General features: G+C 55.7%; 25 protein-coding genes and 1 other annotated feature. Of the genes, 1 reads left to right on the top strand and 24 read right to left on the bottom strand.

Annotated features, from left to right (window positions below; all coding sequences use genetic code 11):
• Positions 1 to 42 precede the first annotated feature (42 nt).
• From BAA01_08080 to BAA01_07990, 19 genes are all read right to left on the bottom strand, one after another.
• On the bottom strand, positions 43 to 816 hold the full coding sequence (locus BAA01_08080; GenBank protein ID OUM88322.1) for a tRNA (guanosine(37)-N1)-methyltransferase TrmD: 774 nt from the start codon (positions 814 to 816) through the stop codon (positions 43 to 45).
• Positions 813 to 1,370 (bottom strand): hypothetical protein, encoded by a 558-nt coding sequence (locus tag BAA01_08075; GenBank protein OUM88321.1) that lies wholly within the window; start codon positions 1,368 to 1,370, stop codon positions 813 to 815. Before BAA01_08075 ends, BAA01_08080 begins: the two co-directional genes overlap by 4 nt.
• A gap of 45 nt (positions 1,371 to 1,415) precedes the next feature.
• On the bottom strand, positions 1,416 to 1,673 hold the full coding sequence (locus BAA01_08070; GenBank protein ID OUM88402.1) for a hypothetical protein: 258 nt from the start codon (positions 1,671 to 1,673) through the stop codon (positions 1,416 to 1,418).
• 43 nt (positions 1,674 to 1,716) lie between these two features.
• Complete coding sequence (locus tag BAA01_08065) at positions 1,717 to 1,992, bottom strand: 30S ribosomal protein S16 (protein OUM88320.1); 276 nt, start codon at positions 1,990 to 1,992, stop codon at positions 1,717 to 1,719.
• 22 nt (positions 1,993 to 2,014) lie between these two features.
• The gene (locus BAA01_08060; GenBank protein ID OUM88319.1) at positions 2,015 to 3,361 is read right to left on the bottom strand and encodes a signal recognition particle protein; all 1,347 of its coding nucleotides are present in this window, start codon (positions 3,359 to 3,361) and stop codon (positions 2,015 to 2,017) included.
• Positions 3,362 to 3,378: 17 nt separating this feature from the next.
• Positions 3,379 to 3,723, bottom strand: a complete 345-nt coding sequence (locus tag BAA01_08055; protein OUM88318.1) for a hypothetical protein — start codon at positions 3,721 to 3,723, stop codon at positions 3,379 to 3,381.
• Positions 3,724 to 3,796: 73 nt separating this feature from the next.
• The gene (locus tag BAA01_08050; GenBank protein OUM88317.1) at positions 3,797 to 4,741 is read right to left on the bottom strand and encodes a signal recognition particle-docking protein FtsY; all 945 of its coding nucleotides are present in this window, start codon (positions 4,739 to 4,741) and stop codon (positions 3,797 to 3,799) included.
• 12 nt (positions 4,742 to 4,753) lie between these two features.
• Complete coding sequence (locus BAA01_08045; protein OUM88401.1) at positions 4,754 to 8,368, bottom strand: chromosome segregation protein SMC; 3,615 nt, start codon at positions 8,366 to 8,368, stop codon at positions 4,754 to 4,756.
• Positions 8,369 to 8,473: 105 nt separating this feature from the next.
• Entirely contained in the window at positions 8,474 to 9,217 is a 744-nt protein-coding gene (locus BAA01_08040) for a ribonuclease III (protein OUM88316.1), read from the bottom strand.
• A gap of 10 nt (positions 9,218 to 9,227) precedes the next feature.
• The gene (locus BAA01_08035; GenBank protein ID OUM88315.1) at positions 9,228 to 10,472 is read right to left on the bottom strand and encodes a beta-ketoacyl-[acyl-carrier-protein] synthase II; all 1,245 of its coding nucleotides are present in this window, start codon (positions 10,470 to 10,472) and stop codon (positions 9,228 to 9,230) included.
• Positions 10,473 to 10,696: 224 nt separating this feature from the next.
• Positions 10,697 to 10,936, bottom strand: a complete 240-nt coding sequence (locus BAA01_08030; protein OUM88314.1) for an acyl carrier protein — start codon at positions 10,934 to 10,936, stop codon at positions 10,697 to 10,699.
• 91 nt (positions 10,937 to 11,027) lie between these two features.
• On the bottom strand, positions 11,028 to 11,768 hold the full coding sequence (locus BAA01_08025; protein ID OUM88313.1) for a 3-oxoacyl-[acyl-carrier-protein] reductase: 741 nt from the start codon (positions 11,766 to 11,768) through the stop codon (positions 11,028 to 11,030).
• A gap of 18 nt (positions 11,769 to 11,786) precedes the next feature.
• The gene (locus BAA01_08020) at positions 11,787 to 12,722 is read right to left on the bottom strand and encodes a malonyl CoA-acyl carrier protein transacylase (GenBank protein ID OUM88312.1); all 936 of its coding nucleotides are present in this window, start codon (positions 12,720 to 12,722) and stop codon (positions 11,787 to 11,789) included.
• A 13-nt stretch (positions 12,723 to 12,735) separates the two neighbouring features.
• Positions 12,736 to 13,728 carry a 3-oxoacyl-ACP synthase gene (locus tag BAA01_08015; protein OUM88311.1) on the bottom strand — a complete coding sequence of 331 codons (993 nt, stop codon included), beginning with the start codon at positions 13,726 to 13,728 and terminating at the stop codon, positions 12,736 to 12,738.
• Positions 13,721 to 14,722, bottom strand: coding sequence for a phosphate acyltransferase (locus BAA01_08010; GenBank protein ID OUM88310.1), 1,002 nt, complete (start codon positions 14,720 to 14,722; stop codon positions 13,721 to 13,723). Before BAA01_08010 ends, BAA01_08015 begins: the two co-directional genes overlap by 8 nt.
• Before the next feature lie 18 nt (positions 14,723 to 14,740).
• A complete protein-coding gene (locus BAA01_08005; GenBank protein ID OUM88400.1) occupies positions 14,741 to 15,313 on the bottom strand; it encodes a fatty acid biosynthesis transcriptional regulator in 573 nt (190 codons plus the stop codon).
• Positions 15,314 to 15,435: 122 nt separating this feature from the next.
• Positions 15,436 to 15,609 (bottom strand): 50S ribosomal protein L32, encoded by a 174-nt coding sequence (locus BAA01_08000; GenBank protein ID OUM88309.1) that lies wholly within the window; start codon positions 15,607 to 15,609, stop codon positions 15,436 to 15,438.
• Between the two features lie 30 nt (positions 15,610 to 15,639).
• Positions 15,640 to 16,158 (bottom strand): hypothetical protein, encoded by a 519-nt coding sequence (locus BAA01_07995; protein ID OUM88308.1) that lies wholly within the window; start codon positions 16,156 to 16,158, stop codon positions 15,640 to 15,642.
• A gap of 62 nt (positions 16,159 to 16,220) precedes the next feature.
• A complete protein-coding gene (locus BAA01_07990) occupies positions 16,221 to 17,009 on the bottom strand; it encodes an esterase (protein ID OUM88307.1) in 789 nt (262 codons plus the stop codon).
• Positions 17,010 to 17,247: 238 nt separating this feature from the next.
• Between BAA01_07990 and BAA01_07985 the strand changes: the two genes are divergently transcribed.
• Positions 17,248 to 18,444 (top strand): sporulation integral membrane protein YlbJ, encoded by a 1,197-nt coding sequence (locus BAA01_07985; GenBank protein ID OUM88306.1) that lies wholly within the window; start codon positions 17,248 to 17,250, stop codon positions 18,442 to 18,444.
• An 18-nt stretch (positions 18,445 to 18,462) separates the two neighbouring features.
• On the opposite strand, the gene BAA01_07980 is transcribed toward BAA01_07985, so the two are convergent.
• The 5 genes from BAA01_07980 to BAA01_07960 form a co-directional block, all read right to left on the bottom strand.
• Positions 18,463 to 20,274 (bottom strand): hypothetical protein, encoded by a 1,812-nt coding sequence (locus tag BAA01_07980; GenBank protein OUM88305.1) that lies wholly within the window; start codon positions 20,272 to 20,274, stop codon positions 18,463 to 18,465.
• 75 nt (positions 20,275 to 20,349) lie between these two features.
• Positions 20,350 to 20,448 (bottom strand) — a binding site (cyclic di-GMP riboswitch class I).
• Between the two features lie 46 nt (positions 20,449 to 20,494).
• Complete coding sequence (locus BAA01_07975; GenBank protein ID OUM88304.1) at positions 20,495 to 20,977, bottom strand: pantetheine-phosphate adenylyltransferase; 483 nt, start codon at positions 20,975 to 20,977, stop codon at positions 20,495 to 20,497.
• A 64-nt stretch (positions 20,978 to 21,041) separates the two neighbouring features.
• Entirely contained in the window at positions 21,042 to 21,602 is a 561-nt protein-coding gene (locus BAA01_07970; protein ID OUM88303.1) for a 16S rRNA (guanine(966)-N(2))-methyltransferase RsmD, read from the bottom strand.
• Between the two features lie 275 nt (positions 21,603 to 21,877).
• The gene (locus BAA01_07965; GenBank protein ID OUM88399.1) at positions 21,878 to 23,944 is read right to left on the bottom strand and encodes an ATP-dependent DNA helicase RecG; all 2,067 of its coding nucleotides are present in this window, start codon (positions 23,942 to 23,944) and stop codon (positions 21,878 to 21,880) included.
• On the bottom strand, positions 23,941 to 24,120 hold the full coding sequence (locus BAA01_07960) for a hypothetical protein (protein OUM88302.1): 180 nt from the start codon (positions 24,118 to 24,120) through the stop codon (positions 23,941 to 23,943). The genes BAA01_07965 and BAA01_07960 overlap by 4 nt, the downstream gene beginning before the upstream one ends.
• Positions 24,121 to 24,200: the final 80 nt, after the last annotated feature.

The following is a 24,200-nucleotide window of genomic DNA, read 5'->3' as shown; positions in this document are numbered from 1 at the left end:
ACCTGTAAAACACAAGAAAGCGAAAAGCTACTCCGGATAACCTTACGTCCGGGTTTGCGATTCGTGGCGTATCTCTGCCAGCAGCTCGCGTTCCAGCGGCGACAGGTCGCGTTGAGCAAGCAAGTCCGGCCGCCGCTCCCAAGTGCGACGCAACGCCTCTTTCAGCCGCCAGCGGTCAATCTGGCGATGATTTCCCGACAAGAGCACCTCGGGAACCGACCAGCCGTGAAATTCGGCCGGTCTTGTGTATTGTGGGTATTCCAGCAGTCCCGAAACAAACGACTCTTCCTGGAGAGACTCCGGATTCCCCAACACGCCGGGACGGAGACGGACCACGCTGTCGATGAGTGCCATCGCCGGAATCTCCCCGCCAGTGAGGAGAAAATCCCCCAGGGAGATTTCGTCGGTGATGAGGTGCTGACGGATGCGTTCGTCAAACCCTTCATAGTGGCCGCAGATCAGCACGAGATGAGAAGAGGATGAGAGCTCCTCGGCCATCTTCTGCGTATAGGTTTTGCCCTGGGGGCAGAGGAGAATCACGCGGGTGGAAGGGGCCAGCTCCATCAAGGACTGCCTGTCCGGCTCAAATCCCAGAATTTCGCGGAGCGCCAAGTAGATCGGTTCCACCTTCAGGACCATCCCCTGCCCTCCGCCATACGGCGTGTCATCCACCGTGCCGTGCTTGTCCGTGGCAAACTGCCGGAAATTGACCAGGTTGATCTCCACCAGGCCGCGCTGGATGGCTTTACCCAGGATACTGCTGTGAAGAAACCCTTGAAACATTTCGGGAAACAGGGTCAGCACATCCACTCTCATTCCTCATCCTCCAGCAGCCCAGGCAACGGATCGATCACAATCCGCCGGTTTGAAACATCGATCTGCTTGACCACGTCTTCGATGTAGGGGATGAGTATTTCCTTCTTTCCTGAGCGGATCACCCAGACATCATTGGCTCCTGGCCGGAGAATTTCCCGAACCTCGCCGAGGTGGCGGTCATCGAGGGTAAAAACCTGACACCCAATGATATCGCGGAACAGGTACTCCCCTTCCGCAAGCGGCAGCTCGTCACCCTCAGGCGCCTTAAGAATCGCGCCTTTCCACCCTTCCACCTCGTTAATCGAGTCATAATCGGCGAACTTCAGAAGCCATCCTTTTTTGTGCGGACGCGATCGTTCAACCGTCAAAGGCCGGAAAGCGGTTCGCTGGGCGCCTTTCATTTCGAGATACAGCTGCTTGCCAGGCGCAAACCGAACCTCCGGAAAATCGGTCAACAACCGCACCCGCACCTCGCCCCGTACGCCGTGGGTATTGACCACTTGGGCAACGCGCACGAGCGTGGCGGCTTGTCCAGTTTGTGGTTGATCCGTCATCCACATGCGCCCCCTATCTGCCGCCTTTTGTCAGGCGGGATGCGCTCACTCTTCCACACCTTCACGCTGGTGAACTTCCAGATGAATCCGCATTCCTGGGGAGGCCATCGCAGCGGCCACGACAGTGCGAATCGCCTGAATCGTCCTGCCTCGCCGCCCAATCACATGCCGGATATCCTCAGGGTGGACCGTCAGCCGGAAGCGGACCTCCCGCTCCTGCACCTGTTCCGTCACATGCACCTCTTCCGGGTGTTCCACCAGCGCTTTCACAAGGGTTTTGACCAATTCGATCGTTTGGCCCATCCCGACCGTCTCCGTCACGACAATTCCTCCTCATGGGAGAGGATTACGCCTTTTTGTACTTGGCTTCATGAAACTTTTGCAAAACGCCGGCTTTGCTCAACAGACTGCGCGCTGTATCGGATGGTTGGGCGCCTCTTTGCAGCCATTGCAGCGCCTTTTCCTCGTCAATCTTGATCTCGGCCGGTTGCCGAAGCGGATCGTAGTAGCCGATTTCCTCGATAAAACGGCCGTCACGCGGAGACCGGGAATCGGCAACGACGACACGGTAAAAAGGCCGCTTTTTCGCGCCCATCCGCTTCAGACGGATGCGTACTGCCATGCTGTTCACCTCCTTGCCAAAGTCAAAATGGAAATCCCTTGAACATGCGTTTCTTTTTCCCTTTTTTACGGGTCAGATTGCTCATCTGCTTCATCATTTTTTTCATATCCTCAAACTGCTTGATCAACCGGTTGACATCCTGCACACTGTTTCCCGAACCGGCCGCGATGCGGCGACGACGGCTGGCGTTGAGGATCTGGGGGTTGCGCCGCTCCTCCACCGTCATGGACTGGATGATCGCCTCGACCCGCTTGAGCTGCTTTTCATCAACCGTCAGGTTTTGCGCACCTTTCATGCGGTCAAATCCCGGCAGCATGTGCAGCAGCTCATCCAGCGGCCCCATCGACTTAATTTGTTGCAGTTGCTCCAGAAAGTCATCAAAAGTGAACTCCGCCTTGCGCAGCTTTTTTTCCAGTTCAGCCGCTTTTTCCGCATCTACCGCTTGTTGGGCTTTTTCGATCAGGGTCAGCACGTCACCCATGCCCAAAATGCGCGAGGCCATCCGGTCAGGGTGAAACGGCTCCAGTGCATCCAGGCGCTCCCCCATCCCGACAAACTTAATCGGGCAACCGGTGACGGCTTTTACGGACAGTGCAGCTCCCCCGCGGGTATCCCCATCCAGCTTGGTCAGGATCACACCGGTCAGCGAGAGTTTCTGATGGAAAACTTCCGCTACGTTTACCGCATCCTGACCCGTCATCGCATCGACAACCAGCAGGATTTCCTGGGGCTCGACCGCCCCCTTCATCGCTGTCAGTTCCTCCATCAGGGAATCATCCACATGCAGCCGTCCTGCCGTGTCGATAATAACGGTGTCCCGCCCCGTTTCTTTGGCGTGTGCCAGAGCCGCTTTGGCAATATTCACCGGATCGGCCTGCTGCCCAAGCGTGAAAACAGGCAGGTCCAGCTGCTCGCCCAGTACCTGGAGCTGGCGAATCGCCGCGGGGCGGTAGACGTCGGCCGCCACCAAAAGCGGGCGCCGGTTCTGCTTTGTCAAGTACCGGGCCAGTTTCCCTGCCGTCGTGGTCTTCCCGGCGCCCTGCAGACCGACCATCATGATCACGGTGGGGCCCCGCTCCGCCATATGGATTTTGGAGACGCTGCTGCCCATCAACGCCGTGAGTTCATCATGCACCACCTTAATCACCTGTTGACCAGGTGTGAGGCTTTTCAGCACTTCCTGGCCCAGGGCCCGCTCTTTCACCTTGGCGACAAAATCCTTGACAACCTTGAAATTGACGTCCGCTTCCAACAGCGCAAGACGCACTTCACGCATCGCTTCATTGACATCGGTCTCCGTGACGACACCTTTGCCTCGCAATTTTTTAAACGCCGCCTGCAATCGTTCGGCCAAACCCTCGAATGCCACGAAGTGCTAGCCTCCTTTTACGCGTCTTCCATCTCCCACAACTGACGGAGCACAGCCTGCAACGCATCCCAGTCCGCTTTGTTGCAATGCTCCATCGCCTCCTGCAACAGCCGCCTGCGTTCGGTCTGCCGCCGCATGAGGGACAGTTGCCGTTCAAACTCCAAAAGCCCTTCTTCCGCCCGCCGCAAGTGCTCATGGACACCCTGGCGGCTGATCCCGGTCAACTCGGCGATTTCGCCCAATGACAAATCTTCCTGGTAGTACATTTCAAACACGTTCCGCTGCTTCTCGGTTAAAAGGCTGCCATACAAATCGTAGAGGCGGTTCCACTCATCCCATTTTTCCACTGGAAAACGTTCCATGTTTTGGCCTCTTCCCACATCTTCCTGAAACAGTGTAATCCATCAGCGGTCGGGTGTCAAGGTTTTTATCTTGTCAGCCTTGTCGCTCGGCAGCCGGAAACATGGCCCGGACGAACGCTTCCGCGTCGAAGGCTTGCAGGTCTTCCGGCTTCTCCCCTAAGCCGACAAATTTCACGGGGATGTCCAGCTCCCGCCGGATTGCCACGACAATCCCACCTTTTGCGGTGCCATCCAACTTGGTCAGGATGATCCCGGAGACGTCAACGGCCTGGCGGAATAGCTTGGCCTGGTTCAACGCATTCTGACCCGTTGTGGCATCCAGTACCAGCAACACTTCATGGGGCGCTTCCGGCATCTCCCTGCGGATCACGCGGTGGATCTTGCTCAACTCCTGCATCAAATTGATGTTATTGTGCAGGCGCCCGGCCGTATCACAGAGCAGGACATCCGCCTTGCGCGAACGCGCGGCCGAAAGGGCATCATACACCACGGCCGCCGGATCGGCGCCAGCCTGGTGGTGGATGACATCCACGCCCAGCCTCTGTCCCCAGGTTTGCAGTTGTTCGATCGCGCCGGCGCGGAAGGTGTCCCCGGCAGCGAGCAGCACCTTTTTACCCTGATTTTTCAACTGGTATGCCAGCTTGCCGATCGTGGTCGTCTTGCCGACGCCGTTGACCCCGACAAACAGAATCACGCTCAGCCCATCCGGGTTTAAGCGAAGTTCTGTCTCGCCATCCTCGTCTTTCATCAGCTCCAGCAATTTTTCGGACAACAGCGGCGCCAGCTCCTCCGCCTGCTTGATCTTGCGCCGTTTGACCTCCTCCCGGAGTTCATCCATCAGCTGCATCGTGGTGGGTACGCCAATGTCAGAAGCGATCAGGATCTCCTCCAGTTCTTCATAAAACGTTTCGTCAATCTTTCCGCGGAGAAACAACTGACCCATTTTTCCCATGACTGTCTCGCGGGATTTGGTCAAACCTTCCTTGAATTTGTCCGCAATCTTCTTAAAAAAGCTCAAGTCCACCCCTCCTCAACTGCCTCTTTGCATTTCCCGATCTTGCCCGGCCGCCACTTGAGCTGCCGCCGCTTCTGACAACGACAACGAAAAGACCTCCGACACCCCTGCTTCTTGCATCGCCACGCCATATAACACGTCCGCCTCTTCCATGGTGCCTTGCCGATGGGTAATCACCAGAAATTGCGATTCGCGGGAGAAGTGCCGCAGCTGCTGCGCAAACCGGGAAACATTGGATTCGTCCAACGCCGCATCCACCTCGTCCAGGATACAAAACGGGACCGGCCTGGTCCGCAACATGGCAAACAGCAGCACAATGGCCGTCAGGGCGCGCTCTCCTCCCGACAGCAAATTCAGGTTTTGCATCCGCTTGCCCGGAGGTTGGACGAGAATGTCCACACCGGTATTCAACAGATCGTCAGGTTCGGTCAAGAGAAGATCCGCTTTCCCGCCGCCAAACATCTCGACAAACAGCTCCTGAAAGTGCGTCCGGATCGTCTGAAACGTAGATTGGAAACGGGAGGCGATTTTCGCGTCCATCTCCTGAATCGCCTCATGAAGCGTCTTCTTGGCGGTGAGAAGATCCTCCTGCTGTCGGGTCAAAAAGGCATGCCGCTCAAAAATCCGCTCATACTCGTCAATGGCTCCCAGGTTGACCTCTCCAAGACGCTGGATCTCGTTTTTCAGCCGGGCCACCTCTTTTTCCACAGCTGCTGTATCCTCAGGCAACGAAAAATGCGCCTTTGCCCATTCGTACCCGATCCCGTAATCCCGTGAGAGCGAAGTCAGCAAATGATCCAGGCGAACCTCCAGGCGGTTCGTCTTGACCTCCAGCTGATGGTATTCCTCCTCTACCTGCTGCAATTGCGCTTTCTCCAGCTTTGACCGGTTCTCCGCTTCCCGGAGAGATTGGTCATGACGCCTCTTTTCCTCCCGGAACTGCGCCAATTCATTCTGGATAGAACGGATCCGCTCGGACCATTCTTCCCTGGCTTGTCCAGCCTGGTTCGCTTCCAGTTCGGTTTCGCTCATCGCTTGCTCCAGCTGTTGGATGCGCAGGGCCAAATTGTCCAGCTCCTGTTTGTGCGCCGCTTCTTGGGCGGTCCATTCACGAAGCTGTTCTTCCAGGTGCTGGCGCTGTTGTTCCAGTCTGGCCACTTCGGCGCGCAAGTTGGTCACATCCAGGTTCATGTTTTCCATCTCGGATAACCACTGTTGCTCCACGCCTTGCAACGTTTCGATCTGTTGACGGATGCCGGATGACTGTTCGCTGCAGGCCGAAATCTGTTGCTCCAGCTCCTTTAACCGCTGAAGGGTCTGCCGTTCTTCCTGGGCAAGAAGTTGCATTTCCTCCTGCAGGAGGTCAAGCCGTTCCTGGCACCGCTTCTTTTCCCCTTCATTGCGCTCCCGTGCCAGTTCCAACCGCTGAAGCCGGCGAACCAGATCCGTCTGCGCTTCTTCCAGCGCAAGGCGTTCTTGCTTCAGATCGTTTTGTTCCACAAGGAGCCGTTCCAGCTGTTGCTTGATCTGCCGCTGCTGCCCGGCCAGGTCTGCCAGTTTTCCCCGCAGTTCTTCCAGTTCACGCTGCCGGCCGAGCAATGAGGTCTTCCGGGCAGGATTGCTTCCGCCCGTCATCGAACCCCCTGTATGCACCAGGTCGCCTTCCAATGTGACGACCCGGACCCGGTATCCTGTCTCACGGGCAATTTTGTTGGCCGATTCCAAATCACGGGCAACCAATACCTGCCCCAGAAGGGAGCGCAACAACGGCTGATACCGGCTTTCCGTTTGAACCAGATGGGCGGCCACCCCTATCAATCCGGGCATCTCCTTGGAAAGGTGAAGTTCCCTGCCGCTGTCAGGCCGGTGCTTGCCGACGACATCCAGCGGCAGGAATGTGGCCCGTCCTGCCCGCCTCTCCTTGAGAAAGGCGATGCAACGCCGCCCGGTGGCCTCGTTCTCCACGATCAGGTGTTGCAATGCGCCTCCCAGAGCCGCTTCAATCGCGGCTTCCAGCTCCTGCGGGACACGAATCAGTTCGGCGACGGCACCGTGTACGCCGGTGATCACGCCTTTGTCCCGTGCCTGTAAAATCGCCTTCACGCCCTGTCCGTACCCGGCAAATTCCTGCTGCATTTCGTGCAGCACCTCATGCCTGGAGCGCAACTGCGATTCCCTGTACTGCAACTGTTCCAGGAGTCTCCTGCTCTCATCCGCCGCCTCTTGCAAGCGTTCCTCTTGTTCCCGGTTCCGCGCAAATGTGAGCTGATTTTGTGTTAACTCGGCCTGCAATGCCTGCTCTTCTTCCAACAGCCTCTGTCTTTCCGACTCCAGTTGCTGCAGATGAACCTTGAGCTCGTCCAGTTCACGCTTCAGCCGCCCTCTCCGCTGCGCGGAAGCTTCCAGGGTGTTTTTCAGATGGCGTTCCTCGTTCCGCAAGGTCGACAAGTGATTGGATTGATCAAAATACTCATTTTTCAACCGTTCCACCTGTTCTTTCCGGTCGGCCCATTCCTGATTGGCGCCCCGGAGCCGCTCTTCCAGATCACGCAGCTTGCGCAAGGCGGCTGATAATTCTTCCTCTTTCTGCTGACACATGTGGCGGTGTTGGGCGAGGCGCTGGCTGAGCAGAAGCAGTTGCTGCTCCACTTTCTCCCGATCCTGGAGCGTTTGCTGTTTTTGGGCAGTCAGCTGACGCTGCCTTTCCCGCAATACCTCCCGCAGTCCCTCCAGCTTTTCCAGTTCTCCGCTCGCGTGCAACTGATCATGGTGCAGTTGTTCAATGCCACGTTCCACCTGCTCCAGCCGCTTTCGCCAAAAGGCCAGGTTGGTCTCTTCCTCTTCCGCTTGCCGACGCTTTTCTTCCATTTTTTGTCGCAACGCCTGCATGGCCTGCTGGGCAGCCTGCCATTCGTCGTGAGCCTGCTGAATTTGCGACAGGTACAGGGAAACCTCGAGCTTTTCCAGCTGCTCGCGGTATTGTTTGTATTGTTTGGCAACCTCCGCTTGCTGCTTCAGGGGAACCAGCTGGCGATCCAGCTCGTGCAGCACGTCGCGAATCCGTTGCAGGTTTTGCTCTGTTTCGGCCAGATGCTTTTCCGCTTCCCGCCGCCGTACCCGATAGCGAACGATACCAGCCGTCTCTTCGAAGATCCCTCTTCTGTCCTCTGGTTTGTTGCTCAGGATCTCGTCAATCCGTCCTTGACCGATAATCGAGTAGGCCTCTTTGCCCAGACCGGTATCCATCAACAAATCGTGAATGTCTTTCAACCGGCATGGCTCGCGATTGATAAAGTACTGACTCTCGCCGGTTCGGTACAATCGCCGTGTAATGGTCACCTCTGCAAAATCCAGCGGCAATGTCTGATCCTGATTATCAAGGGTCAGGGAAACTTCGCTGTAATTCAGCGGCTTGCGCGTCTGGCTTCCCGCAAAAATCACATCCTCCATTTTCGAGCCGCGCAACGCTTTTGTGCTCTGTTCCCCCAACACCCAGCGAATGGCATCGGCGATGTTGCTTTTGCCGCTGCCGTTTGGTCCCACGACCGCTGTGATCCCCGGCGAAATTTCCAGTTCGGTGGCTTGGGCGAACGATTTAAATCCGTAAATTTCGATCCGTTTCAGGTTCACTGACAACCTCCCCGTCTCAGGCAGGCCATTTTCTGCCGCATGCGTCTTCCCCCGACGCACTTGCAGCAATGCAAGAAGATTATACAAAAAATGAGGAGGAAACAACTAGGTTGTTCCATCCCCCGTTTCAGTCGCAATGATGCGGTTTTCTTTGGCAAGCTTTTCCAACGCCTGGGCCGCCGCATGTTGTTCCGCTTCTTTTTTGGAGCGTCCCTGCCCGACGCCCATCAACCTGTGGCCCAGGAACACTTCCGAAACAAATTCACGGTGATGAGCCGGCCCGCGTTCTTCGACGATTGTATATCTAAGTGTACCGAGATTTCGCCGCTGGATCTCTTCCTGCAGCCGGCTTTTAAAGTCGTTGAGCTGGAAAAATTCCCCGTTCAAAACGCGCGGAAAGATGAGGCGCGCCAGTACAGAGACCACAGCTTCATATCCCTGATCCAGATAGAGGGCGCCGATAAAGGCTTCAAACGCATCTGCTAATACGGAGGGGCGCGCCCGGCCTCCCGTCATCTCCTCCCCTTTTCCCAGAAGAATATAATCGCCAAAGCGAAGCGATTCGGCCAATGAGACCAGTGTGGATTCACAGACGATCGCCGCGCGCAGTTTGGTCATTTCACCCTCGCTCATCTGAGTGAAGTTGCGGTAAAGGAATTCCGAAACAGACAGTTCCAAAACGGCATCGCCAAGAAATTCCAGCCGCTCGTTATCTGGAATCTCCTTCCCGCGGGAACGCATCTCATTGACATAGGAGGAGTGCGTCAAAGCCTGACGGAGCAAGTTCTGGTCACGGAATTGGATTCCCAAGCTATTTTCTAATGGCTCAAGCGACTTCAGAATCACCACCGCCTCATTCCTACTCCGACCACCGCTTGAGGATAATCGTGGCGTTATGGCCGCCAAATCCGAAGGAGTTGGACATGGCCGTCTGAATCTCGGCCGGCCGCGCCTGATTGGGCACATAATCCAAATCACATTCCGGATCCGGCACTTCGTAATTGATTGTCGGCGGGATCACCTGCTCGCGCAACGCCAGGGCACAGGAAATCGCCTCAACAGCTCCCGCTGCCCCGAGCAAATGGCCGGTCATCGACTTGGTGGAACTGATGGCCAACTGATAGGCATGTTCACCAAACACTTTCTTGATGGCCAGGGTTTCCGTTTTATCGTTCATCGGTGTCGACGTGCCGTGCGCGTTGATGTAGTCGATCTCTTCCGGACGCATCCCGGCATCTTTCAATGCCCGCTTCATCGACAGGCTCGCGCCTTCCGCTTCCGGATGCGGGGCGGTGACGTGATAGGCGTCTCCGGACATCCCGTAACCGACCAATTCCGCGTAGATTCTGGCCCCCCTGCGCTGTGCGTGTTCCAGCGATTCCAGAATGAGAATGCCGGCGCCCTCCCCCATGACAAACCCGTCCCGTTCCTTGTCAAACGGGCGGCTGGCCCGTGCCGGGTCGTCATTGCGGGTGCTCATCGCTCTTGCGGAACAAAAGGAAGCCAGCGCCAGCGGAGTGATGGTCGCCTCCGAACCGCCCGCAATCATCACTTCCGCCTCACCGCGCTGAATCAGCCGCATCGCGTCACCGATCGCATGCGAACTGCTGGCACAGGCAGTGACCGGCGCACTGTTCGGCCCACGCACGCCAAAGCGGATCGAAACCTGACCGGAAGCCATGTTTGCGATCATCATCGGGATAAAATGCGGACTCACGCGTCTCGGTCCCCGTTCCAACAACACGCGATGCTGTTCCTCAAAGGTGGCGATTCCGCCGATTCCGGAACCGATGTAAACGCCCACTTCATCCGGATCCTCTTCCTCAATCTTTAACCCGGCATCCTCGACGGCCTTTTGCGCCGCAACAACGGCAAATTGCGTAAAACGGTCCATGTGCCTGGCCTCTTTCCGGTCCAATACTTCCAACGGATCGAAATCGCGCACCTCGGCCGCGATTTGCGTCGGGTAGTCACTGACATCAAACGCCTGAATCCGGTCAATACCTGATTTTCCGGCCAGGAGATTGGACCAGAATTGCTCTACGGTATTTCCCAAGGGAGTGATCAATCCCAGGCCGGTAATCACAACCCGTCTGCCTTCCATATTTTCACCTCTTTATCATCCCAGGGTGGCTGTCTATCGCAACGGCCAGCAAATTGGCCCAGACAAATCGATCACACGAATGAAGGGCAGGTGATGGCAACATATCGGCTGGTCAATGGAATCATGACCAATCGGTTGGGTGTGGAACACGAGTGAAGAAAGCCCCGTATGCCGGGACCTCCTTCGTAGATGTATGCTCAGTGAAAGACGGGTGAGCGAAGAGTTCACTGATGAGCTTTGATGTATTCCACCACTTCACCAACGGTGTTGATCTTTTCTGCTTCCTCATCGGAAATTTCCAGTTCAAATTCGTCTTCCAGTTCCATCACCAGTTCCACGACATCCAATGAATCGGCACCCAGATCATCCTTGAAGGATGCTTCCGGCGTCACTTCCGACTCATCCACACCCAGCCTGTCGACGATAATTTTCTTGACGCGTTCAAAAATCTCCTTTTCTTCCATTTTTTTCACCTCCCTCTCAGGTATTATACGAGAACTGTTTCAGAAAAACCAGAAGCCAATTCTAACCACCCACATCCATTATCCGGCAGCCCTACATCACCATGCCTCCGTCGACGTGAATCACCTGTCCCGTGATATAGGAGCTGTCATCAGACGCCAAAAAGCGCGCGACACGGGCCACTTCTTCCGCCTGTCCAAAACGGCCCAGGGGAATCTGCCCGAGAAGTTGCCTGCTCACTTCCTCTCCGAGGGCGGCCGTCATATCTGTTTCGATAAACCCAGGAGCGATCGCATTGACCGTAATCCCCCGGCTTGCCACTTCCCGGGCAGTGGTTTTCGTCAGCCCGATCACGCCCGCCTTGGCGGCGGCATAGTTGGCTTGTCCCGCATTCCCCATCACACCTGAAACGGACGTGATGTTGATGATTCGCCCCCACCGCCCTTTCAGCATGGGCCGCAACGCCTGCTTGGTGCACAAAAAAACGCCCTTGAGGTTGGTGGAGAGCACCTCGTCCCATTCCGCTTCTTTCATCCGCAACAACAAATTGTCACGGGTGATGCCTGCGTTGTTTACAAGGATCTGCACCGGGCCCAATTGCTCTTCCACTTCCCGGAACATCGCTTCGACGCTGGCCGGTTCAGATACATTCGCCTGTATGGCCATGCTTTTCCGGCCCATCTCCTGGATTTGCGCGGCCACTTCTTCGGCCGCCTGGCGGCTGCCGGCAAAGTTGACCGCCACATCAGCTCCAGACCGGGCCAATTCCAGGGCGATGGCCCTGCCAATCCCGCGCGATGCACCGGTGACCAGTGCCACTTTTCCAGACAGCATCCTTCCTACCTCCGCTTCTCACGCGAAATGATCCCAGACCTTTTCCAGGTCGGAAGGCTTTTCCACCTGAAAGGTCTGTACCTTGCGATCCACTTTTCGGATTAATCCGCTGAGTACGCTTCCCGGCCCGATCTCGACGAAGGTTTCCACCCCCTGCGACAAGAGCCAGCGGATACTTTCTTCCCAACGCACCGGCGAGGCAACCTGGCGGTACAACAATTCCCTGATCTCGCCCGGATCCTGCACGGGCAGCGCGGTCACGTTGGCCACCACCGGCACCTGTGCCTCGGAAAGGTTCACTTCGTCCAGCACCTTCCTGAACTTGTCCGCTGCCGGTTGCATCAGACGCGAATGGAACGGGCCGCTGACCTCCAGCATCATCGTCCGTCTGGCCCCCGCTTCCCGCGCCCGCCTGCAAGCATCCTCCACGCCTTGACGGGTGCCGGAGATCACAATCTGGCCCGGACAATTCAGGTTGGCCAAATCGACGGGCTGGCCAGCCGCGGAAACCTGTTCACAAATCTCCGCCAACACGGGTTGATCCATGCCGAGAACAGCAGCCATCGCTCCCTTGCCTGCGGGCACCGCCTCTTCCATCAGCTTCCCTCTTATCCGTACCAGCCGGACAGCATCCTCAAACTGGAGCGCGCCCGCCGCCACAAGGGCAGAAAACTCGCCGAGGCTGTGTCCCGCCACAAAATCGACAGGAACTTCCTTCCTTCGCAGAACGCGCAAAAGGGCGATGCTGGTGGTGAGAATGGCGGGTTGCGTATTTTCCGTCTTGCGCAGCTCCGCTTCTTCCCCATGCATGCACAACTGCGTCAACGAAAAGCCCAAGACCTCATCGGCCTTTTCAAAGACTTCCCTCGCCTCCGGGTAGGCCTCTGTCACCTCTTGCCCCATGCCCACATATTGGGAGCCCTGTCCGGGAAAGACCCAAGCGATTTTTCCCATTGCACATCCCTCCTCATCCCGCATACCATTTGACAACCGCCGCGCCCCATGTCAGCCCGCCGCCAAAACCCACCAGAACCAAGCGATCTCCATCCTTGATCCGGTTTTGTTTCAGCGCCTCGTCCAGCGCCACCGGAATCGACGCCGAGGACATGTTTCCATAACGATCCAGATTGATCACGACATGTCCTTCATCCAGCTCCAGACGCCGCATCGCCGCCTCAATAATCCGGTAATTGGCCTGGTGCGGGATGAGAAAATCGATCTCGGACGGCTGCAGGCCCGCCTTCTCAATCACCCGGAGGGAAGCGGTCTGCATGATCCGTACGGCAAACTTGAAAACTTCCGGACCGTTCATGTGAATGGTATGCAGCTTTTTTTCCACGGTCTCCAGACTGGCAGGCATCCGTGAACCCCCTGCGGGCAAGCAGAGATATTCTCCTCCCGCCCCTTCGGAACCCAGCTCAAAAGACAACAGGCCATACCCTTCTGGCACGGGGCCGACGACCACTGCTCCCGCCCCGTCACCAAACAAGACACAGGTATTGCGATCTTCGTAGTTGGTAATCTTTGACAGGGTGTCAACGCCAACCACCAAGGCATACCGGTATGCCCCGGTACGGATAAACTGTGTCGCTGTCACCACGCCGTAGAGAAATCCGGAGCAGGCTGCAGCGAGATCAAAGGCGGCCGCCTTGCTGGCCCCCAGCCTGTCCTGGAGAATGTTGGCCGTCGAGGGAAAAAACGAATCCGGCGTGATCGTGGCGACAATGATCAGATCCAGATCTTCGGCGCCGATTCCAGATGCTTGCAACGCTTTTCTCGCCGCCTCCAGGGCCAGGTCGGAGGCCGCCTGATCCGCAGCCGCGATCCGTCGTTCCCGGATCCCGGTCCGCGTGACGATCCATTCATCGCTCGTGTCCACCATCTTTTCCAAATCCGCATTGGTCAGCACTCGTTCCGGAACATAAGAACCGGTCCCGAGAATCCCGACATATTCAGCCATTGAATTGCTCCCCTTTACCAATGTTTTCGGTAATCCGTTGGATGACGCCATATTTCACTGCCTTGGCCGTCTGGTGAATGGTCTGCTGAATGGCACGCGCCTCGGACGAACCGTGGCTTTTGATAAGGAGCCCGTCAACTCCGAGAAGCGGCGCCCCGCCGTACTCGGTATAATCCATCTTCTTCCGCAGCGCTTGCAGCTGGCGCGAAATCATTAAAGCACTCAACCTGCTCAGAAGACCGGCCCCAAACATCTCTCGCAACATGCGGGCAAACAACAACCCCGTTCCTTCCATCGTCTTCAGCAGGATGTTGCCTGCAAAACCGTCGCAAACAATGACATCGCAAACCCCAAATGGCACATCCCGTGCCTCCACATTTCCGACAAAATGAAGTGGGAGCTTTTGCAACTCGGCGTATACCATCTTGGTCAGTTCATTTCCTTTGGCCGCCTCCGTCCCCACGTTGAGCAGGCCAATCCGGACCTGCTCCTGATTCAAAGCTCCCCGGGCATACACATCTCCCATCAGCGCATATTGCACCAGATGCTCCGGCTTAGCGTCCATGTTGGCACCGCCATCCAGCAGCAACACGCCACGATTGTCAACGGTCGGCAAAATCGGCGCCAAGGCTGGCCTGTCGACACCGGGAATTCTCCCGACGACCAACAACCCCGCTGCCATAAAAGCTCCCGTATTGCCAGCGGTGATCATGGCGTCCACCTCTTTTTCCTTGACCATCTGACAGGCCACGACGAGAGAGGAATCTTTTTTTCGGCGAATGGCCCGAACCGGCTCTTCTTCAGCCGTTATCACCGATTCCGTATGGCGGATGCGAAGGCGTGGGTCTGGTTTGGGAAGATGCTGCCGGATCTGTGCTTCATCACCGACCAGCACCACCTCAATGTCCAACCCTTCCTCCAACGCCAAAAGCACACCGCGGACAATCTCTCCTGGAGCGTGATCCCCTCCCATTGCATCAATAGCCAGACGCATCCTCTTTCCCCTTTCATATCATGACGGCTGAGTTCCTCTGTAGACCCAAAATTCTCCTTCAAAAACCAGATCTTCTCCGGAATAGGTCTCAACCTTCACCTTACTGCGTGAGCCTGTCGATTGAACCACTTGCGCCTTTGCGACCAAACGCTCCCCTTTCCTTACAGGACGAACAAAACGCAATTTGGCCGTTGCCGTCAGCGCCAGCTCTGCATCAATCACGGCAATCGCCAGCGAATTGGCTTGCGCAAAGATATGGTGGCCGCGGGCGATTTTCGTCTTTTTAAACACGTGGTGCTCCTCCACGTCCAGGAGGGAGATGCCGCCCCGGTCCAATTGCAAGTCCACAATCTGGCCGATGACCTCCTGCGTCTCCATGCTTCTGACTTTGTCATCACCGCGGGCCAGCTGTTTCATCCGCTCGCGCAGCTCAGGGATCTTCAACGCGGCCCGGTCCAGACGAATCGTCTGGACGCTGACACCCAGCATGCGGGCCAGCAGCTTGTCGGTCACAAAAGGGTTTTGCTTGATAATCTCAGACACTTGGCGTTGGCGCTGTTCTTTTGCACGACGGGAGATTCTGGACACCACCTTCAAGAGTAAATCGACAAAAGAAAAATATTATAATTTTAATAACATTTATCACGAGGTGCTAAAAGTAGTATATAAAAAGAATTACCCCGTCGCAATAAGCTTTGGGGTAATTTTTTCTCTCATTTTGTGATGATTTCCCGTCCTTTGTAATAGCCGCAATGTTTGCAGACATGATGCGACAACTTGTATTCGCCGCACTGCGGGCACTGGGTCATCCCGGGAACCTCCAGCTTGTAGTGCGTGCGACGCTTGTTCTTCCTCGTCTTGGATGTCCTTCGAAAAGGTACTGCCATCTTCCTACCTCCTCTTCACCATGGTTTCTCTCAATTGCGCAAATCATTGTTTAACAATGCTTGTAATTTGCTCCATCGAGGGTCGATGGTTTCTTCCTGACAGGAACAGGCACGTGCATTCCGGTCAGTTCCGCATTGTGGGCAAATGCCTCGGCATTCGTCACGACAGAGGGGGGTGTACGGCAATGAAAGAATCAGCGCCGATTCGACAATCGGTGCCAGCTCTATGACGTGATCCCGTATCTGAATGAGATCGGCCTCTTCCTCCTCGGCTGTCAGCGGCCGTTCCACCAGCGTCTCCTCCAGCTGGAAGCGCATTTTGGCCGTATAAGGTTCCAGGCAACGGGAACAACTCAACTGCGCGATGGTGTTTCCCTCGCCTTGCAAGTAAAAAACGTCGCCGAGCTGAGCCACCTCTACCTCAACTTCCACTGGCGCCAGATCCACCAGCTGTTCCACTTCACCGACCAGATAGGAGTAATCCAGCGTGGTCTGAATCCAGATTTTTTGTTCCGGCGCGTGGAGAATGTCGTTTAAAGGAATGCGCATGACTTCACCCACCTTATGTTGCAACAGGTTCATTATACCATCGAACAATGGTTTGTCAATTCTCATTCCCTTGGCTTTGCAGGCCACGACTGGAGCAACCGGCGAATCTCCGCGAGCTTGTCTCTTGCCGCCTTCTCTCCAGCGGCAATGCATTCGGCCGCCTTTGTGAAGTCGGTGGAACTGATATGTCCCACTTTGGGCTGAATAAACACGTCGGCGTGTTCCGCCTGGGTTTTGTACAGCTGCCGTTCCATCACGTCGATTGTCTGCGAGATGACATCAAAGAGGGACTGAATCTCGATTTTCGGTACCTCGGCAACCACGTCCACCGCAATCACCAGATCGGCGCCCATTGCCTTGAGCGTCGTAATCGGAACGCGCGTCACGACGCCGCCATCCACCAAGACACGCCCGTTCTCCACCACCGGGTTGAAGATCCCAGGAATGGCTATGCTGGCTCGCACCGCTTTGTCTATCGGGCCTTCGGTAAAGATCACTTCCTTTCCCGTTTCCAGATCGGTGGCTACGATGGCCACAGGTAGAGATAACTCCTCAAGCCGCTTTCCATGCGTGAGCAACCGGATTAACTCGCGGACCTTTTCCCCTGCCACCAGGCCCATCTTCGGCACGGTAAAATCCACCCAATGCTTGGGCTTGAGGTGGGTCGCCACTTTTTCCATCATGTGCGGATTTTGGTGGACCGCAAAAATCGCGCCGACCAGTGAACCCATGCTGCTGCCCGCGATGCAATGAATCGGAATGGCTTCCTCTTTCAACACCTTGAGGACGCCGATATGCGCAAATCCTCTTGCACCGCCTGAACCGAGAGCCAGACCGACCTTTGGTTCCATCTGACCACCCTCCCTGCCGGCACCCCTGTCACGCACCCGGCCAAACTTCCCGCATCAGGTATAAATACCGCTTCCTGCACGTAGATATGTGGTATCCAATGGCTTGGACCATCGCCAAATGAACACAAGCGCCCAGATCCTGCCTTATGCTGAAGGATCCATCCTAATTCCGGAGTGAACTGGCAAAATGAGTCTAACAAACCTGAGGAAGCGAATCAATCGCAGCCATACGACCACGATGCTGTTCAGCGGCTGCGCCATGTTTCTCGTCGCATCCGTGATCGTATACCCGGAGGAAGCGTTCAAAGCGTCGCTGAAGGGGTTGTCCATCTGGTGGGAGGTACTGCTCCCGGCGCAGTTGCCCTTTTTCATCATCGCCGAATTGCTGATCGGCTTTGGCGTGGTTCATTTTCTCGGCGTGTTGCTTGAACCCTTTATGCGGCCCATTTTCCGCGTTCCCGGCAGCGGTTCCTTCGTCATGGCCGTCGGATTGACATCGGGAAACCCGATCGGTGCCAAATTGACCTCCCGGTTGAGAGAACAGGGGCTGATCTCCCGTACCGAAGGGGAGCGTCTGGTTTCATTTACCAGTACTGCCGGTCCGCTTTTCATGTTCGGTACGGTAGCCGTCGGCTTTTTCCATGACGCAAAGGTAGGTATTATTCTTGCTTCCGTCCACTATCTGTCCAATTTCCTGGTCGGCTTTCTCATGCGCTTCCATGAACCGGACGGGCCAACGACGCCAGCCATCCAATCGGGAAAGGGGTTCATCCTTGTGCGGGCATTGCGTGCCATGCATCGTGCCCGGATTGGAGACGGGCGCACGCTCGGACAGTTGTTGTCGGACGCTGTCGTCTCATCGGTGAACACCTGTCTGATGATCGGCGGATTCCTCGTCTTTTTTTCTGTCATGATCTCGATGCTGACCATCATACACCTGACCGACTGGCTTGCCTCTTTCATGGCTGCCTTGCTCCATCTCATCGGCTTGCCGGCCATCCTGGGGCAGGGCATTGTTCCGGGTTTGCTGGAAATCACGCTGGGCGCGCAAGCCATCAGCGTCATGCCATCTCATGTCCCGCTCCGCTACCAGCTTGCGGCATGCAACGCGATCATCGCCTGGAGCGGCCTGTCGATTCACGCCCAGGTGGCCAGCCTGCTGAGCAGAACAGATATCCGGTATCTGCCGTACCTCTTGGCCCGGGTGCTCCATGGCATGCTCGCTTTTCTTCTGACGTTGGCGCTATGGGATCCCTTGGAAAAACAACTGTCCCGGATGTTGATCATTCCCGCCTTTTTGCACCTCTCACCGCAAAGCGGCTGGGGGCTATGGTGGATGTACCTGATCGGACTCGGTTGGCTGGCTTTCATCAGCTTGCTCGTGATGGGATGCTGCAGCTTTTTAATCCATTGGTTTCGCCGCGCAAAGCCATGAAACGAGGACCGTGCGCATTTACAGCTGAAAGGATTGCAGCTGCTTGTCCAGTTCCTTGGCCACGGCTTGCAGGGAATGGCTGACGGCACCGACTTGCTGCATCGAGGCGGTTTGCGTTTCCAAACTGCTGGAGGTTTCCTTGACCGAGCGCAAGTGGGTTTCGATGTTTTCGGTCAACTGGTTCATCCCGCTGCTGATCTCTTCACTGCCGGCCGCCATTTCTTCAATCGTCCCGGATACCTCCTCGATGCGGCCCGAGAGCAGATGCATCGCCTCCTGAATATTGTTGAAGACGCGTTCCACTTCCTGAATGGTGTCCATCCCCTTCAGCACCTGTTTCTCATTGCTGTCGATCTGCGCGGCCGCCCGGCTGATTTCTTTCTGAATTTGCTGCAACTGCTGATCAATCTCCTTGGCAGCGGCGCTCGCTTCATCCGAGAGTTTGCGGATCTCCTGCGCAACCACGGCAAATCCGCGGCCGGCTTCACCGACACGGGCCGCCTCAATGGCTGCATTGAGGGACAAGAGGTTTGTCTGACTCGCCACGTTCTGAATCATTTCGGTGATCTGCGAGATATTTCGCGAATAGGCTTCCAAGTTGGCCATCAGCTGGACCGTTTCCCGTGAGCTGTCGCCAATCGCTCTCATCTCGGAAACCGCCCGCTCCACACTGCCCCTGCCTTTGGTCACCTCATGGGTCGTTTCACTGGAATAGCGGAGCACCTCTTCGACGTTCTCGACAATATGTTCCAGACCACGGGCCATTTCGTCAATCGTCTGGGTCATCGTCTTGGCCTGTGCCATCTGCTCATCAGATGATCTGGAAATTTCCGTCGAACTAGCTGCAATCTGCTCGGTCGCCCGCAAGGTGACGGACGAACTTTCCTGCAACTGGTCCGTATACTCCCGCAATTGGACAACCGTCTGCTCCAGCTTGGACAGCAAGGCATGAATCTGGCTTGCCATCTGGTTAAAAGATGCCGCAAGCTCTCCCAGTTCGTCCTTTTGATTGAGTTCGACACGTTGATTCAGTTGACCCTGGGCCATCGCTTCCGCCGCTTTCACCACTGCGTTCAAAGGCCGGACAATCGATTGGGCGACCAGCCACCCCACCAATGCCGCTACCGCAACGGCCAGGAAAATCAACGTGTATTGCAGGAAAGCCACCCGTTTCTCCACCTGGACGGCTCGCTCGTAACTGGCCTGCGCCAGCTGATTCTCATGGTCCACCCATTCATCCAGAAATTTGTTCAAACCCATGATTTTGGTCGTCATTTGCTGGTTGTAGTTGCTGACAGCCAGGCTCAATCCCGTGGTCCGGCCCACCGATTGGTCTGATTGGGTCAGCAAGCCGATAATTTCCTCCAGTTCCTGCACGTACCCATTCCAGATGATCGTAAAGGTTTTCAGATCTTTTTCCTGAATGCCAAACTGCTCAAATTGCTTGTTGAGCGTGTCTACCTTCCCTTGAATGTCCTCTTTCAACTTCAAGAGCGAATCCACTTGCCCGTCGGTCAGATTTCTGCTGGCCATCAAGGCCCCGGCCACGGACGAATTCAGCCTCTCAAACTGTGCGGAAAGCTGGGTCATCTCGGAAACGGCCATCAGCCGTTCTTCATAAATCTCTTTCGTAGCCGCCGTCAATTGTTTAAAAGCAATCAGGCCAGTGCCACCGACCATCAAGAGAATCAAAAGAATGACCGCATAAGAAATATACAATTTAAACAGCACCTTAAGATTGGAAAAAAGACGGATTGATGAAGCCACGCGAGACAGGGATGAAAAAAGAGAACGGAAAAACGATTGCAAAGTATTGAACACGTTTTTCACTGTACACAAACTCCTTTCCATTTTTTTCCCAGGAAGTAACGCAAAAAAAATCCGCCGAGTCATGGGCGGAGTGTTGCCTGCAGCCCGGCGATCATGAGGCAGCAACATGAACTGGCGCCCTTTAGACCCGTAGCTTTGCGTCCCATGCTTTCGCATGGTTTGCCCTGACAATCATCAAACGTTATCACGTTGGACATATGGACTTCAACCGGCCGCCGTTTCAACCCGAGCGGAATTTTTCGCGCAATGCCTGCTCCACCACCGGCGGCACAAAATCTGACACGGATGCACCGTACTTGGCGGCTTCTTTGACGATACTGGAACTCAAAAAAGAGTACTTGTTGTTGGTCATCATGAAAAAAGTTTCAATCTCGTTGTTCAATTCCCGGTTCATCGACGCGTTCTGCAGCTCATATTCAAAATCTGACACGGCTCGCAACCCTCTGATGATCACCCGGGCATTCTTTTGTTTGACGAAATCCACCAGCAAGCCGGCAAAATGGTCCACGACCAGGTTCGGAATGTCCCGTGTCACTTCCTTTAGCATGGCCACACGCTCTTCAACGGAAAAGAGCGGTGTTTTGCTCTGATTGTTCAGCACGGCCACAACCACTTGATCAAACACTTTGGCGCCACGTTGAATGATATCCAGGTGACCATAGGTAACCGGATCAAAACTTCCCGGGTAAACCGCCACTTTCATCCACATCTCTCCCTTTGTAGAACATGAACTGATCCCGGCAAAACGGCTTGTACATCAAACACGCCTATGTATGTTCGAAGATCGTGAGCGTGGTATTCCCGTACCTTCGCTCCTTGACCTTCTCAAGCACTCCCAGCCTATCCGGAAAGCTGACCCTGGCATCATGTTCCAAGACCACCTTGGCTGCCTGCGCCAAGAGCCTTCCTTGCGCCAGTTGCGTCAACCAGGCGGGGGCCAGCGATTCCCTCGTGCTCATATAAGGCGGATCCAGAAACACCAGATCAAACCGCCGGTTTCTCTCCGCCAAGAAGGACACCGCCTCTTCTGCCCCCATCTGATACACCTCGGCTTGTCCTTCCAATCCCAGCATCCGAAGGTTGGTCTGAATCACGCGAATCGACTGACGGCTGTGATCAACAAAAACCACCTGCTCAAGACCGCGGCTCAACGCCTCAATCCCGAGCGCCCCCGTCCCCGCAAATAAATCGAGTCCTCTCCCTCCTTCAAAAAACGGACCGATCATATTGAACATGGCCCCTTTTACCTTGTCTGAGGTGGGGCGGACATGTCGTCCCGGAACCGATTTCAAGTTGCGCCCCCGGAATTCCCCTGCAATGACACGCATCCCATTCACCTACTCAGCAGTTTCGGTTCAGGCAGACACCGGAAATCTTTCTTTATTTTAGCAAAAAAAGGTCGAAAAAGATAGAATCAGATCGAAAGAAATATAGAAAATGCCACCTGTACGGAAATACAGGTGGCGAAATGGGAGAGGAGAAACCGGAGGAAGAGCTTATGGGGAAACGTAAGCCTTCTCCGCGGTTGTCGCGTACGCCTGATTGGCGTCGCTAGGATCATGATGCCCCGGCGCGAGAAAAAATATACACTCCAGGAAAAAATTTAATCAAAAGGCTTCGCTTCACCATATCCCCGGCGCACCAATTCCTGGTAAAGGGGAGACGTCTTCTCCTGCAGCAAGCCAGGGCTTTCTTCGACAATCCAACGTGCGTCGCGTCTTGCGTATTCGATCATCACCTGATCGTGAACCAAATCGACCAGACGAAAGTCGACCTCACCGCTCTGGCGGACACCCAACACATCGCCTGGTCCCCGCAGGCGCAAGTCTTGTTCCGCAATCGCGAAACCGTCCTGCATCTGGACGACCGTTTTCATTCTTTCCTTGCCGATGGCCGATTTGGGATCCGCAACGAGAAAACAGTAGGCTTGCGCAGAGCCCCGTCCCACCCTGCCCCGAAGCTGATGCAGCTGCGCCAGTCCAAACCGCTCCGCATCGTATATCACCATGACGGTTGCCCGCGGCACGTTGACCCCCACCTCGACCACGGACGTGGATACCAGCACATCCACCTTGCCACAGTAGAAAGCCTCCATCACCTGTTCCTTCTCCTTGACTGGCATCCTCCCATGCAAAAGAGCTACGCGGGCTTTCAACTGACCCGATAGTTGCGCGTGCAGGTCGACCGCATTTTGTACATCGATTTTCTCTGATTCTTCAATGAGCGGACAAATGACATAGGCCTGAAAGCCCTGATCCACTTGCTGCTGGATCCAAGCGACCACTTGGGGAAACTGTTTCGGCCGGATCCATTGGGTTCGAACCGGCCTGCGGCCAGCAGGCAACTGCCGAATCACCGACAGATCCATATCCCCGTACATGGTAATGGCCAGGGTGCGAGGAATGGGCGTTGCTGTCATGAACAGCGCGTCCGGATAAACCCCTTTGTTGCGCAGGCTTTCCCGCTGCTTGACGCCAAAGCGGTGTTGTTCGTCCGTAACCACCAGTCCCAGCTGGCGAAACTGGATTTCTTCCTGGATCAGTGTGTGTGTTCCCACCAGAATGTCCAGCAAGCCCATCCGCAGTTGCGCCAACAGCTCCTGCCGCTGCCGCGAAGGGGTGCTGCCCGTCAGCACGCCGATACTTACCCTTTCCTCCCGAAAGAGCTCTTGCAACGTCTTGCTGTGCTGTTCAGCCAGGATCTCAGTGGGAGCCATCAGCGCGCACTGGTAACCGGCCTTGACCATCGCCAGCATGGCGGTGGCCGCTACCACCGTTTTACCGGAACCGACATCCCCCAACAAGAGTCGGTTCATCGGCTGTGGTCTTTCAAGGTCTGCCAGGATCTCATCCACTGCTTTTCGCTGATCGGCCGTCAAGGTGAAGGGGAGCTTTTGAATGAACCGTTCCACCTCCGGGTGCGGTATCTTGCGGGGCGGACGTTGAAAGGAGTTGGCGATCTGTTTCCGCCGCAGCTGCAACCCCAATTGGTAGAACAGCGCCTCTTCATACGCCAGGCGCCGGCGGGCCTGGCGCAGCGCCTCCTTGTCTGCGGGAAAATGGATGGCCCGGATAGCCTCCTCGCGGGAAACCAGCCTGTATTTTTCCCGAATCTGCGGCGGCAACACCTCATCGATCTTCCCCTTCATTTGCTCCAGAAGATCCCAGATCATTTTTTGCAATCCCTTGTTGGTCAAGGGCGAGACCGTGGCATACACCGGCTGATAGGGAAGGAATTCCTGCTCGCGGCGGACATCATCCGGAAAGCTCAACTCCTCCATGGTCAACTGCAAGCGATGCCCGTCCCATTTTCCCGTCGCATGCACCCATACCCCGGGCCGCAGCTTGTCCAACAAATAATTGCGGTTAAACCAGACCAACTGAATCGGCACATGATCCACGATACATGTCACGGCATGCCGCGATTTCTTTTGACCGTACCAACGGCTCAACGGGCGCCCGGTGATCTGGCCGCGCAACGTCACGATCTCGCCATGCGGCGCATGCTGAATGGGCTGAACCTCCCGCCAGTTATGCCGGAAAGGAAAATGGTAAAGCAAGTCCCCCAGCGTCCGTATGCCCAGCCGTTCCATGGCCTTCGCCTTATGGGACCCCAATCCTTTCAAAACGGTTACAGGAGTGTCGAGAGACCACTCTTGATGCGACGCTATCTGGCCTTCCACTCCTCTCCCCCCGATCTGTTCTTCTTGGATTGATCATAAGGCAGGTCAACGGGCAGGTCAACGGATGCCGCCGTCCTTTGCGAGATCCTCTCTTTTTCGGAGGTGCGGTGGGCATGTTCCGTGTCAACCCATATAAAAATCTTACCGAAGACGGAATAGATCACTCATTTGAAAATCTAACCCAACATTCACCTCAAAGAGGTATACTTGGGTGGCTTGCCCTTACTGACCATGACCTTCCTCT

Origin of the sequence: Bacillus thermozeamaize, assembly GCA_002159075.1 — a bacterium.
Classification (GTDB): domain Bacteria; phylum Bacillota; class Bacilli; order ZCTH02-B2; family ZCTH02-B2; genus Bacillus_BB; species Bacillus_BB thermozeamaize.
The sequence above is the reverse complement of the archived record's forward strand: the minus strand, read 5'-3'. Positions and strand labels throughout refer to the sequence as shown.

Bases quoted from the DNA above. Each gene is read 5' to 3' on its own strand.
- BAA01_08015 (OUM88311.1), bottom strand. From the start codon at position 13,728: ATGGCTGAATATGTCGGGATTCTCGGGACCGGTTCTTATGTTCCGGAA.
- BAA01_08070 (OUM88402.1), bottom strand. From the start codon at position 1,673: ATGGGCCAAACGATCGAATTGGTCAAAACCCTTGTGAAAGCGCTGGTG.
- BAA01_07995 (OUM88308.1), bottom strand. From the start codon at position 16,158: ATGCGCATTCCTTTAAACGACATTCTCCACGCGCCGGAACAAAAAATC.
- BAA01_08020 (OUM88312.1), bottom strand. From the start codon at position 12,722: ATGGGAAAAATCGCTTGGGTCTTTCCCGGACAGGGCTCCCAATATGTG.
- BAA01_07975 (OUM88304.1), bottom strand. From the start codon at position 20,977: ATGAAAGTGGCGGTTTACCCGGGAAGTTTTGATCCGGTTACCTATGGT.
- BAA01_07985 (OUM88306.1), top strand. From the start codon at position 17,248: ATGCTGTTCAGCGGCTGCGCCATGTTTCTCGTCGCATCCGTGATCGTA.
- BAA01_07990 (OUM88307.1), bottom strand. From the start codon at position 17,009: ATGGAACCAAAGGTCGGTCTGGCTCTCGGTTCAGGCGGTGCAAGAGGA.
- BAA01_08035 (OUM88315.1), bottom strand. From the start codon at position 10,472: ATGGAAGGCAGACGGGTTGTGATTACCGGCCTGGGATTGATCACTCCC.
- BAA01_08075 (OUM88321.1), bottom strand. From the start codon at position 1,370: ATGACGGATCAACCACAAACTGGACAAGCCGCCACGCTCGTGCGCGTT.
- BAA01_08010 (OUM88310.1), bottom strand. From the start codon at position 14,722: ATGCGTCTGGCTATTGATGCAATGGGAGGGGATCACGCTCCAGGAGAG.
- BAA01_08030 (OUM88314.1), bottom strand. From the start codon at position 10,936: ATGGAAGAAAAGGAGATTTTTGAACGCGTCAAGAAAATTATCGTCGAC.
- BAA01_08025 (OUM88313.1), bottom strand. From the start codon at position 11,768: ATGCTGTCTGGAAAAGTGGCACTGGTCACCGGTGCATCGCGCGGGATT.
- BAA01_08065 (OUM88320.1), bottom strand. From the start codon at position 1,992: ATGGCAGTACGCATCCGTCTGAAGCGGATGGGCGCGAAAAAGCGGCCT.
- BAA01_07970 (OUM88303.1), bottom strand. From the start codon at position 21,602: ATGCGTGTCATTGCAGGGGAATTCCGGGGGCGCAACTTGAAATCGGTT.
- BAA01_08055 (OUM88318.1), bottom strand. From the start codon at position 3,723: ATGGAACGTTTTCCAGTGGAAAAATGGGATGAGTGGAACCGCCTCTAC.
- BAA01_08000 (OUM88309.1), bottom strand. From the start codon at position 15,609: ATGGCAGTACCTTTTCGAAGGACATCCAAGACGAGGAAGAACAAGCGT.
- BAA01_08080 (OUM88322.1), bottom strand. From the start codon at position 816: ATGAGAGTGGATGTGCTGACCCTGTTTCCCGAAATGTTTCAAGGGTTT.